Annotated in this window: 18 protein-coding genes; 3 read left to right on the forward strand and 15 right to left on the reverse strand. The window is 51.6% G+C overall.

Annotated features, from left to right (window positions below):
* Positions 1-506 precede the first annotated feature (506 nt).
* Positions 507-1220 carry a response regulator gene (locus tag AADEFJLK_RS04585; protein WP_088618528.1) on the forward strand — a complete coding sequence of 238 codons (714 nt, stop codon included), beginning with the start codon at positions 507-509 and terminating at the stop codon, positions 1218-1220.
* Between the two features lie 2 nt (positions 1221-1222).
* Positions 1223-2551 (forward strand): ATP-binding protein, encoded by a 1329-nt coding sequence (locus AADEFJLK_RS04590; RefSeq protein WP_103973438.1) that lies wholly within the window; start codon positions 1223-1225, stop codon positions 2549-2551.
* A gap of 120 nt (positions 2552-2671) precedes the next feature.
* On the opposite strand, the gene AADEFJLK_RS04595 is transcribed toward AADEFJLK_RS04590, so the two are convergent.
* A complete protein-coding gene (locus AADEFJLK_RS04595) occupies positions 2672-3163 on the reverse strand; it encodes a dihydrofolate reductase (protein ID WP_103973439.1) in 492 nt (163 codons plus the stop codon).
* Between the two features lie 93 nt (positions 3164-3256).
* Between AADEFJLK_RS04595 and AADEFJLK_RS04600 the strand changes: the two genes are divergently transcribed.
* Positions 3257-4285, forward strand: a complete 1029-nt coding sequence (locus AADEFJLK_RS04600) for an asparaginase (protein WP_103973440.1) — start codon at positions 3257-3259, stop codon at positions 4283-4285.
* Positions 4286-4417: 132 nt separating this feature from the next.
* Here AADEFJLK_RS04600 and AADEFJLK_RS23845 read toward each other — a convergent pair whose 3' ends face one another.
* The 14 genes from AADEFJLK_RS23845 to AADEFJLK_RS04675 form a co-directional block, all read right to left on the reverse strand.
* A complete protein-coding gene (locus tag AADEFJLK_RS23845) occupies positions 4418-4846 on the reverse strand; it encodes a hypothetical protein (protein ID WP_146054508.1) in 429 nt (142 codons plus the stop codon).
* 68 nt (positions 4847-4914) lie between these two features.
* Positions 4915-5376 carry a Spy/CpxP family protein refolding chaperone gene (locus AADEFJLK_RS04615; RefSeq protein WP_103973443.1) on the reverse strand — a complete coding sequence of 154 codons (462 nt, stop codon included), beginning with the start codon at positions 5374-5376 and terminating at the stop codon, positions 4915-4917.
* A 247-nt stretch (positions 5377-5623) separates the two neighbouring features.
* Complete coding sequence (locus tag AADEFJLK_RS04620) at positions 5624-7837, reverse strand: primosomal protein N' (protein WP_103973444.1); 2214 nt, start codon at positions 7835-7837, stop codon at positions 5624-5626.
* A 316-nt stretch (positions 7838-8153) separates the two neighbouring features.
* Entirely contained in the window at positions 8154-8774 is a 621-nt protein-coding gene (gene ureG, locus AADEFJLK_RS04625) for an urease accessory protein UreG (protein ID WP_103973445.1), read from the reverse strand.
* A gap of 12 nt (positions 8775-8786) precedes the next feature.
* Complete coding sequence (locus AADEFJLK_RS04630; protein ID WP_103973446.1) at positions 8787-9461, reverse strand: urease accessory protein UreF; 675 nt, start codon at positions 9459-9461, stop codon at positions 8787-8789.
* Positions 9451-9882, reverse strand: a complete 432-nt coding sequence (gene ureE / locus AADEFJLK_RS04635; RefSeq protein WP_103973447.1) for an urease accessory protein UreE — start codon at positions 9880-9882, stop codon at positions 9451-9453. Before ureE ends, AADEFJLK_RS04630 begins: the two co-directional genes overlap by 11 nt.
* A 72-nt stretch (positions 9883-9954) precedes the next feature.
* Entirely contained in the window at positions 9955-10260 is a 306-nt protein-coding gene (locus tag AADEFJLK_RS25465) for a type II toxin-antitoxin system HicB family antitoxin (RefSeq protein ID WP_249027973.1), read from the reverse strand.
* Between the two features lie 118 nt (positions 10261-10378).
* On the reverse strand, positions 10379-11254 hold the full coding sequence (locus AADEFJLK_RS04645; protein WP_103973448.1) for a putative phage abortive infection protein: 876 nt from the start codon (positions 11252-11254) through the stop codon (positions 10379-10381).
* Positions 11255-11312: 58 nt separating this feature from the next.
* Positions 11313-13016: an urease subunit alpha gene (ureC, locus tag AADEFJLK_RS04650; RefSeq protein ID WP_103973449.1), complete on the reverse strand. Its 1704-nt coding sequence runs from the start codon at positions 13014-13016 to the stop codon at positions 11313-11315.
* The gene (locus AADEFJLK_RS04655) at positions 13013-13330 is read right to left on the reverse strand and encodes an urease subunit beta (RefSeq protein ID WP_088618543.1); all 318 of its coding nucleotides are present in this window, start codon (positions 13328-13330) and stop codon (positions 13013-13015) included. Before AADEFJLK_RS04655 ends, ureC begins: the two co-directional genes overlap by 4 nt.
* 9 nt (positions 13331-13339) lie before the next feature.
* Positions 13340-13642 carry an urease subunit gamma gene (gene ureA, locus AADEFJLK_RS04660; protein ID WP_088618544.1) on the reverse strand — a complete coding sequence of 101 codons (303 nt, stop codon included), beginning with the start codon at positions 13640-13642 and terminating at the stop codon, positions 13340-13342.
* A gap of 53 nt (positions 13643-13695) precedes the next feature.
* Positions 13696-14550 (reverse strand): urease accessory protein UreD, encoded by an 855-nt coding sequence (locus tag AADEFJLK_RS04665; RefSeq protein ID WP_103973450.1) that lies wholly within the window; start codon positions 14548-14550, stop codon positions 13696-13698.
* Positions 14551-14798: 248 nt separating this feature from the next.
* The gene (locus tag AADEFJLK_RS04670; RefSeq protein WP_103973451.1) at positions 14799-15254 is read right to left on the reverse strand and encodes a hypothetical protein; all 456 of its coding nucleotides are present in this window, start codon (positions 15252-15254) and stop codon (positions 14799-14801) included.
* A 29-nt stretch (positions 15255-15283) separates the two neighbouring features.
* Positions 15284-15865, reverse strand: coding sequence for a HupE/UreJ family protein (locus tag AADEFJLK_RS04675; protein ID WP_103973452.1), 582 nt, complete (start codon positions 15863-15865; stop codon positions 15284-15286).
* Between the last annotated feature and the right edge of the window lie 451 nt (positions 15866-16316).

Genomic DNA, 16316 nt, shown 5'->3' on the forward strand with positions numbered 1-16316 from the left:
CTCCAATGACTCGACGCGATTTCGTATAGCCTGCATTTTCACTTCCGCTTCGCTTCGTGAAAACTCAGGCACTATCGCTTCTGGGGACTACTCGACTCCTGTCTCGCAGCGTAGGTTCGGCCAAGCACAGGCTAGGGTTACGCTTGACGCTGGGTTATTATGAAAACAGCAGTTTTCCTACCGTGTTTTCATAACTCAAGTTTAGCCGCGAGTTATGGCAAAAGCATGTGCAAATTTACCGCCTTTATGAGCAAATATGACAAGCAGTCTTTTTTGTCATGTTTTGTCACAATTTAGTCCGCATTGGCGTATTGAAACTGATAAGCTAATAGGGTTGTGAAAAATTAACTTTTTTTATGTGCATAAATCACTTGACTTGCTAAGCTATTTGTTAAAATTTTTTCACCATGAAGAGCATGGTGTTTTGCTGTTATGGCAAGATGCAGAAAAGCAGGCAAACTTTATCTTGGATATTTGCATAATTTTATGACTTATTGGCAAGGACTATGAGCGACCGAATTTTAATTGTTGATGATGACTTGGAAATCCGCACGTTGCTGACGCGGTATCTGAGTGAACAAGGTTTGACCGTGCGGGCCGTCGAAAATGGTGTCGCCATGCGGCGGCTGATGGAGCGGGAGACGTTTGACGTGCTGATTTTGGATATTATGTTGCCGGGCGAAGATGGCCTGAGCCTGTGCGCCAAACTCCGCGCCGAAGGGTTTTATTTGCCTACCCTTATGTTGACCGCTAAAGGCCAAGATATTGACCGGATTATCGGCATTGAAGTCGGCGCCGATGATTATCTGCCAAAACCATTCAATCCGCGGGAATTGTATGCGCGGATTAAAAGCCTGTTGCGGCGCCAAGCCTATGCAAAAATACCCGGTACACCGGAGCGGGGCGAGCAAATTCCCATCGGCCATTTCATACTGGATTGCCAACAGCGGGCGCTAAAAAATGCCGATGAAACCATCAACCTGACCACGGGCGAATTTGCTTTGCTGAACGCCTTAGTCAGCCATCCTTTAAAAGCCCAGTCGCGTGACCGTTTGCTGGAACTGTCGCGCAACCGTGACAATGAAGTGTCCGACCGTAGTATTGATGTCCAAATCCGGCGTTTGCGTAAAATCCTTGAGGACAACCCTGCCGACCCTAAATTTATCCAAACCGTTTGGGGGTTTGGCTATGTATTTGTTCCGACAGGAGAAAAACGGTGAAGATGATACCCCGTTCGGTCTTCTCACGCAGTAGCTTATTAATTATGGGTATCATTATCATTACCCAACTGCTCACTGCCTCTTTTTTCGCCTATTGGGTGCAACGTCCGCGCCTATTATTAATGGCCGATTTAGCGGAAGGCCACTTATACAGCGTCAAAGCGGCTTTGACTTTGTTGCCGCCAGAAAAACGCCACCTTTATGTTGATAAATTAGCCAATAAACTCAGTATCCATGTCCAGCAGACACCGCCCAATATAAGCCAAAACCCCAGCCCGCCACCGTTCATTGTCGAAAAATTTTTGCAGGCGTTCGCCAAAAAACTGAATCCTGATGAAACCTTGATTTACCAAAGCGATCCTGAGGTAACGGTTTGGGTACGGATTGACATTGATAAGCAGCCTTACTGGCTAAGGTTCACTACCGCACCCTTCAATGCCGACATGAACGAAAGATGGTTAGGCCTGGCTGTTTTTATGGTTTGTTTAGCCTTATTAGGCGGACTGATTAGCCAACAAGCTTTAAAACGCCCCTTACAGCACCTGTCGGATATAGTCGGGCGCATTGGTAAGGGACAGCGTGTCGGAACAATTAAGGAAGAGGGGCCGCAAGAAATTATCGCTTTTATCCATGCCCTTAACCGTATGAGCACCGATTTGTCGGCAATGGAAGCTGACCGTAATTTGATGTTGGCAGGCATTTCCCATGATTTGCGCACCCCCATCACCCGCATCCAATTAGCCATTGAAATGATCGGCGGCGATTTTGACAGTGCCCTAAAAAACCGTGTCCTTGCTAACCTGACAGAAATAGAAAGCGGCCTCAAACAATGTTTAGATTTTGCTTATGATTCGGCTAACGAGCCTATGCAGTATGTTGACCTGAATGATCTGGCGCTGCTTTGCGCCGCCAACTACAAGGCCAACGGTTATCCTATCGGCTTAGCGTTATGTGAAGAAGCAGAGGTCTGGGTGCGGCCGTTTGCCATTGAAAGGTTACTGAAAAATTTACTCGATAACGCCATCAAATATGCCAATAAAGATATTACCATCGCTACCGACCACCAAGACGGTGTGCTTTATTTGCGGGTTTTAGATCGCGGGGCGGGCATTTCAACAGCCGATATCGACAAATTACGCCGACCTTTCGCCAGGGCCGACACAGCCCGCGGCTCGGTGGGTTATGGTTTGGGTTTGGCGATAGTCGATAAAATCATCGAAACGCACCAAGCCGCCATTGATTTTCTACAGCGTGACGGTGGCGGCTTAGAAGTGCGGATAGGTTTTTGTGCACCGCTATCCGATCAGCCCTATCCCCAAAAGACAATATGAGCCAACACAAACCTTTAACGCCACGCCCATTAATCATTCAGGCAAACGCTAAAAATTAGGTAGTGGAGCGCGGGCATCTTGCCCGCAACTGGCGGGCAAGATGCCCGCGCTCCACCATACTTAAGCCACCCTAAGCATCCTCAAAAAACTATACTTAAACGCCACCTGCGGATCATCATCCACATCCTCGCGCTCCACCTCCCGCCAAGCCGACATATCCAACGCCGGAAAATAAGTGTCGCCCGCAAACTCCCGGTGGATTTGCGTCAGGTACAGCTCAGCCGCCAACGGCAAGGCGGCTTCGTATAAGCTTGCCCCGCCGATGACAAACACCTGTTCAGACTCACCACAGGCATGGCTTAAGGCCGCCGCCAAAGACGTAAACACGACTACTCCCTCCGGCTGATAAGCGACATTACGGCTGACGACAATATTTGTCCGACCCGGTAAAGGCCTGCCAATGGATTCGAAGGTTTTTCGGCCCATGATAATCGGCGACCCTAGGGTAATCTGCTTAAATTTTTTTAAATCCGCCGACAAATGCCAAGGCATTTGCTTATCGGCCCCAATAACACGGTTACTGGACAGGGCGACAATCAGTGATATTTTCATGTTCTTACTAAGAAGGCTTTGCTATGCTAAACGCTAAAAAGAGACGGGAAGGGCAGATATGCCGCCACATCGACTAAAAGGCCACATCATACTATGACTAGAAAAAATATTTTGCTGGTATTTACTGGCGGCACCATCGGCTCCACAGTCGCTGGCGGCACGATCAATACCTCCACCCGCGCACCGTACACGCTGTTGCAACAGTTCCACGACCAATACGCTGAAGCCGGACAAGTGACGTTCACCACCCTCCAGCCCTTGACCCTGTTAAGCGAGAACCTGACCCCCGCCGATTGGACTACCCTGATCAAGGCTCTGGAAGCCGCGCCAGCCACCGACTTCGACGGTATTATCATCACCCACGGCACCGACACCTTAAGCTTCACCGCCGCCGCCTTAAGCTGCTATTTCCATGCCTTAACCGTACCCATATTACTGGTCTCCAGCAATTACCCGCTCACCGACCCCCGCGCCAACGGCTTGGTTAATTTTAGCTGCGCCGTGGACTTTATCCGCCACCAGCCACACACAGGCGTGTTTGTGCCTTACCGCAACCCCGGGCAATCTATGCAGGTGCATCGAGGCCACCACCTTGCAGCCTCCCTGCAACTGAGCGGCGATTTTATCAGCATCCAACATAAAAGCTATATGCAGTACAGCGATGGGCAATTTACCGTCCTCAACCCACGGCAAGCCGCATCGGGCAAAACCTACCCGCTAAAACCGCGCTTTTGCGACCGCATCACCCTGATACGCCCGTACCCCGGCTTAGACTACCGCAGCATCAACCTTACCCATACCGATGCCATCCTACACGACCTCTACCACTCCGGCACCGCCTGCGTCTCCCCCAGCAGCGGCCCAAACCGCGCCCTGCCCGCTTTTCTCGACCATTGCCGGACGCACAACATCCCCCTCTACCTAGCCCCCGCCCTGCACTCGCCCGACGCTTACCAAAGCACCCGCCAGTTACTCGACCAAGGGGCGCAAGTGTTATGGAATTTATCGCTAGAAACCGCCTATACCAAATTGGCTTTGGCATACGGTAATTTTACGCGGCAAGAGGAGATTAACGAATTTATGGCGGCGGATATTGCGGGGGAACACGTTGCATCGGCATGAACGCATTTTTACTCTTACCGCCAGACCTTCCAGGTTTTAAAGTATTGGAAAGCCTAGACGGAACAGGTATGACCTAACCTAGGCAAACAGAGAAATGCGGACATATTGCCCGCCCGTCCCTTTAAGCCCAAACTATCGGCGGTTTGCATTCAGCGGGAAAAATAAACTGATGCCCGGCGATTGTACGGGTCTATAGTACAACGGTCTCGGCACATAAACTGGTTGGGCGTAGGTATAACGCGGCCTATAACCATAGCCATAAGGTGAACGGTAGCCATAACCATAAGGAGGCCGATACCCAGACCGATAAGCATAAGGTTGCCGATACCGAAGCGGATAGCCATAATTCCGGCCATAATGATGGTCGTTATCGCCATGCTGGTTGCCATGGCCATGTTGCCCCCCATGATCTTTGCCTTTGCCATGACCATTGCCATTGTCACGGTCAGCAAACGCCGGCGATACAGACAACGCACTTATCACGGCAACGAAAGCGAGTGCCGTTATAAGCTTGCCGCCGCCAGACCTGAACAACCTGCCTAACTGGAGTAAAAATTTCATAGCTTTTCCTTTATGTTGGAATGCTTGCTACTAAAACGACCTGAAATAGCCGATACGGATAGCCATCATTATTTGGCTTTTTTATGGCCTTTCGTTTGAGGGCCTTCACGGAAAAACGTATCGGCGACTTTTTTCTGCGGGTCTGCCATACCGTCATAGAGGGTAGCAAACAACGGAATCAATTTCTTAATCCCGTCTGCATGGGCTTGCGCTATTTCGCCGTAGGATTTCAGATCATCAACCGCAGTCATGTCTTTTTCGTGGTCGATTCTTGCCTGACTCAGCGCATCCATATTTTTAGCATCTTCCTGCATCGCCTGAGCAATTTTTGCCCACTGCGCTTCCTGTGGGGCCGTAATTTGTAGCTTAGCGTGCATATCATTAATGCGTAATTCCGCATGGTCTGCCTCTGGATCATCTTTAGCGGCAGCCAGAACCGATCCAGACGCGATAAAACAGCCAGCGATTAATGTTGCCGCCGCAAAACGGCGAATGCTTGCAAAAGTAAATTGATTGCGACTTAGTTTCATGAATAGTCTCCGAATTGTTTCAAGGGTCGGCGCATAGACACCACAGAATGCGCCTCGAACCGTGATTATCCGTCTGCATCTAAACGTTGTCTGTTGGCTAGGACACACATTGACACTGGAAACGTCGCGGGATTTGCTGAAAAAGAAGTCTTCCTCAGCGAAAACAAGAAGGTGTGGGCGGTTAATCCTTTAAGCCAAGCCCAACCGTAAGAGAGTGGCATTTTCTGTTTTGGCAACGGCAAAGCGTTTAATACAAATCGACCGGATCCACATCCAAAGACCAGCGCACTTTCTGCTTAGACTTTAAAGCCTCCATTTGCGGCACCAACCGCCCTAAAGCCTGATGCAACAAGCGGCGGTCGGTACTTTGCAACAACAACTGATAACGGAACAACCCCGCACGTTTTGCCATCGGCGCGGCGACCGGCCCCAACACCAGCAGCTCCGGCGAGGCGGCTTCCGCCAACAAGTCCACCACCGCCGCCAAAAATTGCAGCGGCGCGTCGGCGTGGGCCGCCTGTACCCGTAGCAAGGCCTGATAACTGAACGGCGGCAACAGCGCCTCCTGACGTTCCGCCAAGGCCGTTTGGGCAAAACGGTGATACCCCGAATGCAGCAAAGCCAGCAACAAGGGATGGTCAGGGCGGCGGGTCTGCATCACCACCTTACCCAGCTTGTCGGCACGTCCGGCACGGCCTGAGACCTGCACCAACAACTGCGCGAGCTTTTCCGCCGCATGAAAATCAATACTGAACAAACCGCTGTCCACATCCAAAACCGCCACCAGCGTCACATTGGCAAAATGGTGGCCTTTCGCCAGCATTTGCGTACCCAAAATAATATCCGCCTGCCCTGTGTTGATTTGTTCCAAAAACTGCTCCAACGTCCCCTTGCGCTGGGTCGTATCGCGGTCCAATCGCACCACCACCTTATCGGCAAACAATCCGCCCAACAGCTGCTCAACCCGCTCCGTCCCCAAACCCAACGCCGTCAGCACCCCCGTTTTACAGGCCGGACACAGCGTAGGCAACGCTTGTTCCGAGCCGCAATGGTGGCAACGCAAACGCTGCTCATGGCGATGGATAACCAAATTGGCCTCACAACGGCGGCACCGCGCCACCCACGCGCAACTGTGGCAAATCAAAGTCGGCGCAAAACCGCGCCGATTTAAAAAAATCAGCACCTGCTCACCCTTCGCCACCGTCGCGCGGATCGCCGCCAGCAACGGCTCAGACAAACCCTCTTGTAAGCGTTGGTTACGGATGTCCAACAACTGCAAGCCCGGTTGCACCGCCTCCCCTGCCCGTTTCGGCAAACGCAAATGCCGATAACGCCCCGCCTCGGCATTATAAAGGCTCTCCAAAGCCGGAGTCGCCGACCCCAACACTACCGGAACCCCCACCCGTTGCCCGCGCACCACCGCCACATCCCGCGCCGAAAACCGCAAGCCCTCCTGCTGCTTAAACGAGGTGTCATGCTCCTCATCCAGAATAATCAGCCCCAACTTCTTAAACGGCGTAAACAACGCCGAACGCGTACCCAACAAAATCGCACACTCGCCCTGCTGCATTTGCAACCACGCCGTCTGCCGCTGAGTATCGGTCAACTTAGAATGCGATAAGGCGATATTGACGCTAAAGCGCCGCCGGAACCGCTCCTCCAATTGCGGTGTCAGGGTAATCTCCGGCACCAGCACCAACACCTGCAAGCCCCGCGCCAAGGCGACAGCAATCAACTGCATATACACCTCCGTCTTACCGCTGCCCGTCACCCCATCCAACAAAAACACCCGAAACTGCCCGAAACTCTCCGTCACCGCCGTAATCGCCGCCTGTTGGTCGGCATTACAGGCCAAGCCCGGTTGCTGATTAAACGCCCGCACCGCCACCTCCGGCGCGTCGGCCAAAGCCAGCAAACCCTTGTCTTGCAACGCCTTCACCACCGCCCGCCAAGTGCTACCACCTAACGCCAATTCCGCTTCCGAAATAACCCCATCCTGCCCCTGCAACTGTTCGACCAGCTTTTTCTGTTGCGGGGCGCGTTTTAACAACAACGCATCGAAGCCCCTACCCGCCTCCGTCAGCGCGTAATAACGGGCGCGAGGCAACACCGCCGCCTTACCTTGGCGCAAACCCGCAGGTAAGGCAGTGCTGATCACCATCCCCAACGGATAATGATAATAACGGCTCACCCACTGCAACAACGCCATATCCGCCGCCACTAACACAGGCTGCTCATCCACCCGCCGCACAATCGGCCTTAACTTCGCCTCCGCCACCGTACTGCTCTCCGCCACCGCCACCAACACCCCGATTTTGCTACCCTTCCCAAACGGCACCTCCACCCGCACCCCCAAACAAACCGGGGCATCATCAGGTGCCAGATAATCAAACAGGCTAAAAATAGGCACAGCTAACGCGACACGGTAAATCCGCGCCGAAGTATGGGGTGATGTGAGCATGGGGGCAAAACTAGAAAATGGGATAGGGCATTATAGCCATCTGGGGGAATGGCGGGGGAAATTGTTCAAAGGGAGATAAGCTTGTGGATGAAGTGAGGTATGGCGAGGGATGCAACTGGACTACCACTTCTGGAAGGTCAGACAAAAACGTCGCACGAACACTTAAAAATGCCATAGCAGGCGCGGGGGTAAACATTCATCGTGGCAAAGGGTGAGAGAGCAGTGTCCACTCGGAAGCATTTTATATCAAAACTGTTTTAAAACAGTTTTGATATTTTTCAAACAAAAAACAAAACAGGAATACAAAACCCCACATTTATCCCGCCACCTCCAACATCCCCGCCTGTATAATAAACGCCTCAATATCCCCCAAGCCCGTGCCCGTTTTCAAATTACTGAACACAAAAGGCCGTTCTCCACGCATTTTCTTCGCATCCCTGTCCATCACTTCCAAAGACGCGCCGACATAAGGCGCCAGGTCGATTTTATTAATCACCAACAAATCCGAACGGGTAATGCCGGGGCCGCCTTTGCGGGGGATTTTGTCGCCCGCCGAGACATCAATCACATAAATGGTCAAATCGGCCAGTTCCGGGCTGAAGGTCGCGCTCAGGTTATCGCCGCCGCTTTCCACCATGATAAAGTCCAGATTTTCCCAACGCTCGCACAGTTCATCCACAGCCGCAAGATTCATCGACGCATCTTCACGGATGGCCGTATGCGGGCAACCGCCCGTCTCCACGCCTAAAATACGCTCTTCCGGCAAAGCTTGGCTGCGGATTAAAAACTGCTGGTCTTCGCGGGTGTAAATGTCGTTAGTCACCACGGCAATTTCAAATTGGTCGCGCATCCGCTTACACAAGGCATCGACCAACGCTGTTTTGCCGGAACCCACCGGGCCGCCTATGCCTACTCTTAAAACGGGTTTATCACTCATGCTCTACACCTCCTAGGATCGGAATAATCGGGAATATTGATTTTCATGGCGGCTACTGGCCAACGCCAAGCCGAACGCGCTGCCGCCCAGCTCGGCATCGGCCAGCAACAACGCCCGGTCAACCTGTGCGGGAATTTGCGCCGCCAAGGCCTGCAACAACTGCTGTCCGGCGACCTGCCCTAACGGCACTAACTTAACGGCGCACAGGACTTGGTTCTCTAACCAGCCCCAAACATAACCGATAGCCGCCGCACGCGGTTCTATCCCCCAACGCACAGCCGCCAAACTATACGCTGTCGCCAGCGTCGCCTCAGGGTGGCGCAACCACGCTTGCGCGTCAGGAACCGCTAAATTCACCAATAAGCGCGCTAACGCCTGCCCGGTTTGCCGATCTTCGGCGCGTAATTCGGCAGTTTCCCTGCAAGCCGTCAAGGTTTGGCTCCACTCGCCAACCGCCGCGCTATCGTCGCGCTGCCAAGCCGCATACAATCTCAGCAGAATCGGCACATCCACCAGTGTCATACCCGTCTGTAAAATGCCGCCTATCCACGCGCGGGCAGCCTCGGCATTACTGACCCAACCATCCTCCACCGCCCGCTCCAAGCCTTGCGAATAGCTATACATGCCTATCGGCAAACCGGGGCTAACCAGTTGCAACAAACGCAATAACGCCAGATCAGTGACCATGGCTCTTATACGCGCCAGCTTCCGGTTCAAACGGTAAAATGTCGTGTATTACCACACCACCCAAGCCCTCGACCATCGCATCCAGAACATGGTCACTCAAAAACCGCAACTCCCCCGGCAAAATCTGCAACGCAATATGGCGGTTGCCCAAATGGTAACAAAGCCGCGCGAACAGCAAGGCATCATCGGTACGGACGACCGACAAGGTTTCTGGCGCGGCCTTAATCATCACCCGAAATTTTTCGTTACCCGTCAGCACCACACCAGAGCGCAAATACTGCCCACGCTGTAAAAACAAGCCGACTTTTACCCCACCATCGGTACAGGCAGGCAAACGGCTTTTTTGCCGCGATTCAAACGGCAAGGTCAAAATATCATCGGCTGGGGTATCAGAGGGGGCTAGTTCGGTCAGTTTCAACATGGTGTCATTAAATGTAGCGTTGGCAGGATTGCCATAGAGGTATACAACATAAACAGCGGGCGCGAAGTTACTCTAGCCCAAAAAGCTTTTATAATTTTCCGAAAACAAGCCATCACCTTCCATACAGCCAATAAAACCCGATTGCTGCATCAGTCGGTAAGCGGTCTGCCCTTCTGTTTCAAGTAATACTTGTTTGAACTGGACAATCGGCAGGTCAAGAGAACTTTCGTCTTCCATCAATAGCTTATAAGCATCTTCAATATTCTCTTCCAATTCTTGCAAGGTTTCGCCTTGGCTAAACACACCCTGCACTTCCTTAAGCCTGCCCGCATACCCGCCATTATCTTGCCAATATTCTAGGGTGAATGCGTGTTTCATAATTGCACCTATAATTATAGTTTCCACGCTCTGAGTCACTACCTAAATTGAGTAATAATAAATAACATACAATCTAACATATCGACAGATCCAGTGTAGGAACTGGATACATCTGCGCTCATGAATTTCCATAAGCAGAACTCGCATATAACTCGTAGTGTGAACTATCAACCAATTGCTGTGCGGTAATACCTTTAAACAATTGAAACTCTTCTATTAGTGGTTTGAAGCTTTCGGAACCTAAACTTAACCCGTTGTAAAAAAGCATTAGTAGTTCTTGAGTAGATAAGAGCGCCATAACTAAATCCGTATAAAATTGCTTGTCTTCAATATCGCTATTTTTTATAAATTTCAAAATATTACATAACATTTTGAAATAATGATCTGTTTCGTCTTTATAACTGCCATGAAAATACCCATAGGCAGAACTAATTTTCTTCGTTTGATCTTGTTTGGATGTTCCTCTAAGCCAAATCGGGTTCTTTCTTAGCTTGTCATAAAACTCGGTAAAGCATTTACGCCCACTAATATCTTTAGGCGACTCCCAGCCGCTTGTTATCTGCACCCATTGATTATCATGCTTTTCAAGTTCAGGCTGAGGAACCTGTATTTCAATTTCACTGGTAATTTCATTAAACAACGTCAGCATCTGAAAAAATGTAACTTCAAATTGTTGTTTTTTAGAAATTTCAATTTGTTTTGCTAAAGAACTTTCCGATATTTCCAGTTGCTTAGACGTTTTATCTAATTCCTTCCTCTGTAATTTTACCGTATAAAGTAAAACCAACAAGGTTACAAAAGAAAGCATTGGATTCAATGTACCACCAACATAATCACCAAACTGCCCCCAAATGTCTTGTTTTTTCGCTAACTCACCATTAAATGTTATAAAATATGAAATTGGAACCAAAAATATTAATACGACACTGATAATCGGGGCAATTAAAAAAATCGGTATTTCTTTTTGCTTTTTCTCATGATATTGGGAATTCATCTTACATATTTTGTAGTTTTTAGAGTATTTATCTTACCCTTAATCCACCATACATTCATCAAAACAAAAAATACCGCTGCGCCATCGGCAACACCGCCATCGGTTCACAGGTCAACAACACCCCATCCGCCCGCACCGAATAGGTCTGCGGATCCACCTCGACAACAGGCTGGTAAGCGTTATGCACTAAATCCTTTTTACCAATAGTACGCGTATTTTTGACAATGCCAATACGTTTGCGCAAACCTAACGTGGCAGGCAGGCCGCCCGCCACCGCCGCTTGCGGCAAGAAAATCATCGAAGTGGCGGCGGCGGTCACGCCAAAACTGCCGAACATCGGGCGATAATGTACAGGTTGCGGCGTGGGGATAGAGGCATTCGGGTCGCCCATCGCGGCGGCGGCAATCAGACCGCCTTTTAAAATCAGGCTGGGTTTTACGCCGAAAAACGCCGGATTCCACAACACCAAATCCGCCAACTTACCGACCTCTATCGAGCCGACTTCATGGGCGATACCGTGGCTAATGGCCGGGTTAATCGTATATTTAGCAATATAACGCTTAATACGGAAATTATCGTTACCCGCCGTGTCTTCCGCCAACGCCCCGCGCTGTAGTTTCATCTTATGTGCGGTTTGCCAAGTGCGCATAATCACTTCCCCAACCCTACCCATCGCTTGCGAATCGGAAGAAATCATCGAAAACGCGCCCAGATCATGCAGTATATCTTCGGCGGCAATGGTTTCGCGGCGGATGCGCGACTCGGCGAACGCGACATCTTCGGGGATGCTCGGATCAAGATGGTGGCACACCATCAGCATATCCAAATGCTCATCCACGGTATTGATGGTATAAGGCCGGGTCGGATTTGTAGACGACGGCAACACATTGGGCAATCCGCAGGCCTTAATAATGTCAGGCGCATGACCGCCACCCGCACCTTCGGTATGGTAAGTATGGATAGTACGGCCTTGGAACGCGGCAATCGTGTCCTCGACAAAACCGGACTCATTCAGGGTATCGGTATGGATCGCCACCTGTATATCATAGCGTTCGGCAACACCTAAGCAGCAATCTATCGCGGCGGGAGTCGTGCCCCAATCTTCATGCAGCTTCAAACCCATCGCCCCCGCCAATATCTGCTCTTCCAAAGCGGCGGGCAGACTGGCATTACCTTTGCCCAGCAAGCCAAAATTCATCGGGAAACCGTCCAAAGCCAACAGCATTTGCTGCAAATGCCAAGGCCCAGGGGTACAGGTGGTCGCATTCGTCCCGGTCGCCGGCCCCGTACCGCCACCGATCATGGTGGTCACACCCGAATTTAAGGCCTCTTCAATTTGTTGCGGACAAATAAAATGGATATGCGCATCAATACCGCCAGCGGTCAGAATGCTGCCCTCACCCGCGATAATTTCCGTGCCGGGGCCGATAATCATATCCACGCCGTTTTGGATGTCGGGGTTGCCCGCCTTACCAATCGCCGCGATACGGCCTTGCTTAACGCCGACATCGGCCTTAACAATGCCCCAATAATCGACAATCAGCGCGTTAGTGATAACCATATCCATCGCCTGCCCCGCCCCGACTTGGCTTTGCCCCATGCCGTCACGGATCACCTTGCCGCCACCGAACTTTACCTCTTCGCCGTATAAAGTGCGGTCAGCCTCAACCTGCAAAAACAATTCTGTATCGGCCAAACGGACTTTATCGCCTGTGGTCGGGCCAAACATATCCGCGTAAGCTTGTCTGCTGATCTTGCTCATACTGTCTGCTCCAAATCGCCCATCACTGCTTGCCGAAAACCAAACACCCGCCGCAGCCCCGCAAACGGCACTAACTGGATTTCCCGCTGTTGCCCCGGCTCAAAGCGCACCGCCGTACCCGCCGGAATGTCCAAACGCCACCCCCGCGCCAGCTCACGGTCAAACTGCAAGGCCGGATTCGTTTCGTAAAAATGATAATGCGAGCCGACTTGAATCGGCCTATCGCCGCTATTTGCCACCACCAAGCGCAAGGTCGGGCAACCCGCGTTCAGCTCAAGCTCGCCAGCGGCGGGGATAATTTCACCTGGGATCATGGGATGCTCCTACACAATCGGATTATGGACAGTCACTAACTTAGTGCCATCAGGAAACGTCGCCTCCACCTGCACATCCGGCAACATATCGCCGATACCTTCCATGACATCCTCTTGGCTTAATAACGTGCGCCCGTACTCCATCAGTTCGGCGACCGTGCGCCCATCCCTGGCCCCTTCCATAATCGCGGCGGAAATATACGCGACCGCTTCGGGATAATTCAGTTTCAGGCCACGGGCTTTGCGCCGCTCGGCCAATAAGGCGGCGGTAAAAATTAATAATTTGTCTTTTTCGCGTGACGTTAATTGCATGGTGTGGTTTCCTCTTTACCTTCGTCTGATGCAGGCTAAGCCATCGGTTAAAATCAAGTCGCCCAAATGCGCGGCGCACAAGCCTCGCGCTCCAGCACCGCAGGACGCAAGACGCGCCAAACCTGCTGGAAAAAATCCCGTAGACGGTCGGCGCGGTTATCTAAAGCGCGGCAGATCAACAAATCGTCTATTAAGGTCACGCCCTGCCCGGCAGTCTCGCCAATCAGTGCCTGCACCGCCGCCAACTGTTGCGCCGTCGCCGGATAGGCGAACAAGGTGCCACAGGCCGACTGCCCCTGCAAACCCCAAAGGGCAGCAAAAGCTTGCGCATCTATCAGCAAGCGTTCACGGTAAAACAACTGACCCGCGCGGAAAATTTGCCAATTCATCGCCACTTCGCCTAGGCTAAACCCTTCATTAGCGGCAGGCCTGCCGAAGGCGAGAATTTCCCAGCCGATAAACCGCGCCCCCGCCGCCAACTCCAAGCGTACCCCGGTCGCTACCCGCGCCCCTTCATAAACAATCGTCTCCTGCGGCAACCATTCCAAAGCCGCACCCGCCGCTACCGTCAACACCACTTGTTGCCGCGCCAGTTCCCCATCGCTACGGTAAAACTTACCCGCCGCCGGGGTCGTCACCAACGCCGCGCTACCGCTAGCCGCCGCCACCGAAATCGCCAAACAATCGCCCGCCACCACCCCGCCCGGCGGATGCAAAATATACAAATGGCACACCTCGCCTTCGGGATAAAAAGGCCGTTGCACCGTTAACGGGCCGCTATGGCGACGCTCCGCCAGTACAGTCTTGCCATGCCGATGGGCAAAACCCAATGCCAAACGGGCTTGCCAACCTTGGGCAGGCTGGGAATTTAGGTGAAAGGGGGCATCCTGTAGGGTATCGGGTTTCAAAAGGGTGTGACCGTTATGTAGGCGTTATTAAGGCAGAAGCATCGGAAAATAACCCGTCAGCTATATTATTTAGGTGGGCTTGCGGGCAATGGTGTAGCCGTTTGCACAATTGCCTTATTTTCAGGCGGTAATCCAAGCAACCGTCCACGCCGTTTTACCTTTAATTGCGTTAAATCATACTTTTTTCGCACTAGACAACCACCGTCGCTATAATAAAGTCTGCATAAACCTCATGCCAATCACCAGAGTCACCGCCCATAATAAAGGCTAATCAATTCGGCAGGTGATTTATTGCGTTGCAACCAAATAGTAAGGCTTACATTCCCTGTGTGCCATTTAAGCATACTGACTCTTCGGTTTCCAAAACCTTCATGACTAAGATACCGACGTGACACGCGTACCGCCATTAGAGACATTTGATGCTTCAGGCCATCTTCATCACACCGCCCTGAATAAACCCCACAAAGCAGCAAATCATAAATCCAATAAGGCGTAATATCGTCTAGCTGGGCCATTGGTAAATCCGGCTCTTCGGTAAGCCAAATGGCATTAATTTCCGCTTGGGTCATAGTCTTTGCCGGAGCGGTAGGCCGACCCTGTATACCTGCCAGAATTGACCAATACGCCACCCAAGGCAAAGCGATAACCATGCCACCCAACAGCAACAAAAAAGTAATGGCAACGCTACGAAACTTAACGCGCATGGGAAAATCCATTTCCTCTGGCATTAGCATCAAACTCCAGCCAACAACCCCACGCCAACCACGGCACAAACCAAACCAAAACCCGCCGCCAACATTTTAACCCGCGCCGCCGCAACCACACCCGCCGCCAAACCCAAGCCATGCAGTGCCGCCGTAGTCAACAGAAACCCTGCCGCATAGCCTAAAGCATCGGCACTATCTGTCAGTTCTACCGCATGGACATAACCGTGGGCAAGGGCAAAAACCGCCACCACCGCCATCGCCAAAGCCGATGACATGCGCGTGTTACGCCAGACCAACAGCCCAGCCGCCAACACCGAACCCGCCACCGCCGTTTCCGCTGCCGAAATAGTGAGACCCAGCATAGACAAGCCTGCCCCCGCGCCCATTGCCGTCAAAAACGCCAACGGCAATTGCCACAAAGCCTTCCCGCTGCGCAAAGCCGCCCACAGGCCAACCGCCAGCATCACCAAAATATGGTCTATGCCCAGCAAAGGGTGTAACGCCCCCGCCAACACACCATGCACCGCCCCTACACCCGTATGGGCATGGGCTGGCAGGGCGGACGACAATAACAAACTGGACAGTAATAGTGTTTTATTCATTTTCATTAGGGCTTCCTCATTATTTATGGAGTATCCGAATTGGAATCTGGAAACTGTAAAATTTACCACGAAAGGCATCCGGTATACGAAGAAAAACGTTGCGTTATCCCATGCTCTATTAACATTGTCCGGCAAGATACCGCTGCCGAACCTCATAATCTGACAAGGCGAGTAAACAAGATTCGGCACATTGGCTACAAACCCTGTGCGATCTCGGCCATCGGCCATAAATAAGCCTAAACAGCTTAACGGACAACCAAGGCTTTTCCCGTTTCGTCTGTCTGGCCATGCCGACATAGCCGCATTCAGCACAAAGGCTTAACTTTAAAAAGTCAAAATACCTCCGGCAGAGCCGGAGGCTTGTAAATGTGAACCGCTCAAAGCGGGTTAAAATGTGTGCCACCTAAAGGGTGGCAGTCTTCTAAAATAGGCTCAGTTGCTCAATTCGCTTGTCTTC

Origin of the sequence: Methylovulum psychrotolerans (assembly GCF_002923755.1) — a bacterium.
In the GTDB taxonomy this organism is placed as follows: domain Bacteria; phylum Pseudomonadota; class Gammaproteobacteria; order Methylococcales; family Methylomonadaceae; genus Methylovulum; species Methylovulum psychrotolerans.

What these genes read in the sequence shown, in the direction of transcription:
- AADEFJLK_RS04585 (WP_088618528.1), top strand. Translation starts at nt 507, where the DNA reads ATGAGCGACCGAATTTTAATTGTTGATGATGACTTGGAAATCCGCACG.
- AADEFJLK_RS04590 (WP_103973438.1), top strand. Translation starts at nt 1,223, where the DNA reads ATGATACCCCGTTCGGTCTTCTCACGCAGTAGCTTATTAATTATGGGT.
- AADEFJLK_RS04595 (WP_103973439.1), bottom strand. Translation starts at nt 3,163, where the DNA reads ATGAAAATATCACTGATTGTCGCCCTGTCCAGTAACCGTGTTATTGGG.
- AADEFJLK_RS04600 (WP_103973440.1), top strand. Translation starts at nt 3,257, where the DNA reads ATGACTAGAAAAAATATTTTGCTGGTATTTACTGGCGGCACCATCGGC.
- AADEFJLK_RS23845 (WP_146054508.1), bottom strand. Translation starts at nt 4,846, where the DNA reads ATGAAATTTTTACTCCAGTTAGGCAGGTTGTTCAGGTCTGGCGGCGGC.
- AADEFJLK_RS04615 (WP_103973443.1), bottom strand. Translation starts at nt 5,376, where the DNA reads ATGAAACTAAGTCGCAATCAATTTACTTTTGCAAGCATTCGCCGTTTT.
- AADEFJLK_RS04620 (WP_103973444.1), bottom strand. Translation starts at nt 7,837, where the DNA reads ATGCTCACATCACCCCATACTTCGGCGCGGATTTACCGTGTCGCGTTA.
- ureG (WP_103973445.1), bottom strand. Translation starts at nt 8,774, where the DNA reads ATGAGTGATAAACCCGTTTTAAGAGTAGGCATAGGCGGCCCGGTGGGT.
- AADEFJLK_RS04630 (WP_103973446.1), bottom strand. Translation starts at nt 9,461, where the DNA reads ATGGTCACTGATCTGGCGTTATTGCGTTTGTTGCAACTGGTTAGCCCC.
- ureE (WP_103973447.1), bottom strand. Translation starts at nt 9,882, where the DNA reads ATGTTGAAACTGACCGAACTAGCCCCCTCTGATACCCCAGCCGATGAT.
- AADEFJLK_RS25465 (WP_249027973.1), bottom strand. Translation starts at nt 10,260, where the DNA reads ATGAAACACGCATTCACCCTAGAATATTGGCAAGATAATGGCGGGTAT.
- AADEFJLK_RS04645 (WP_103973448.1), bottom strand. Translation starts at nt 11,254, where the DNA reads ATGAATTCCCAATATCATGAGAAAAAGCAAAAAGAAATACCGATTTTT.
- ureC (WP_103973449.1), bottom strand. Translation starts at nt 13,016, where the DNA reads ATGAGCAAGATCAGCAGACAAGCTTACGCGGATATGTTTGGCCCGACC.
- AADEFJLK_RS04655 (WP_088618543.1), bottom strand. Translation starts at nt 13,330, where the DNA reads ATGATCCCAGGTGAAATTATCCCCGCCGCTGGCGAGCTTGAGCTGAAC.
- ureA (WP_088618544.1), bottom strand. Translation starts at nt 13,642, where the DNA reads ATGCAATTAACGTCACGCGAAAAAGACAAATTATTAATTTTTACCGCC.
- AADEFJLK_RS04670 (WP_103973451.1), bottom strand. Translation starts at nt 15,254, where the DNA reads ATGCGCGTTAAGTTTCGTAGCGTTGCCATTACTTTTTTGTTGCTGTTG.
- AADEFJLK_RS04675 (WP_103973452.1), bottom strand. Translation starts at nt 15,865, where the DNA reads ATGAAAATGAATAAAACACTATTACTGTCCAGTTTGTTATTGTCGTCC.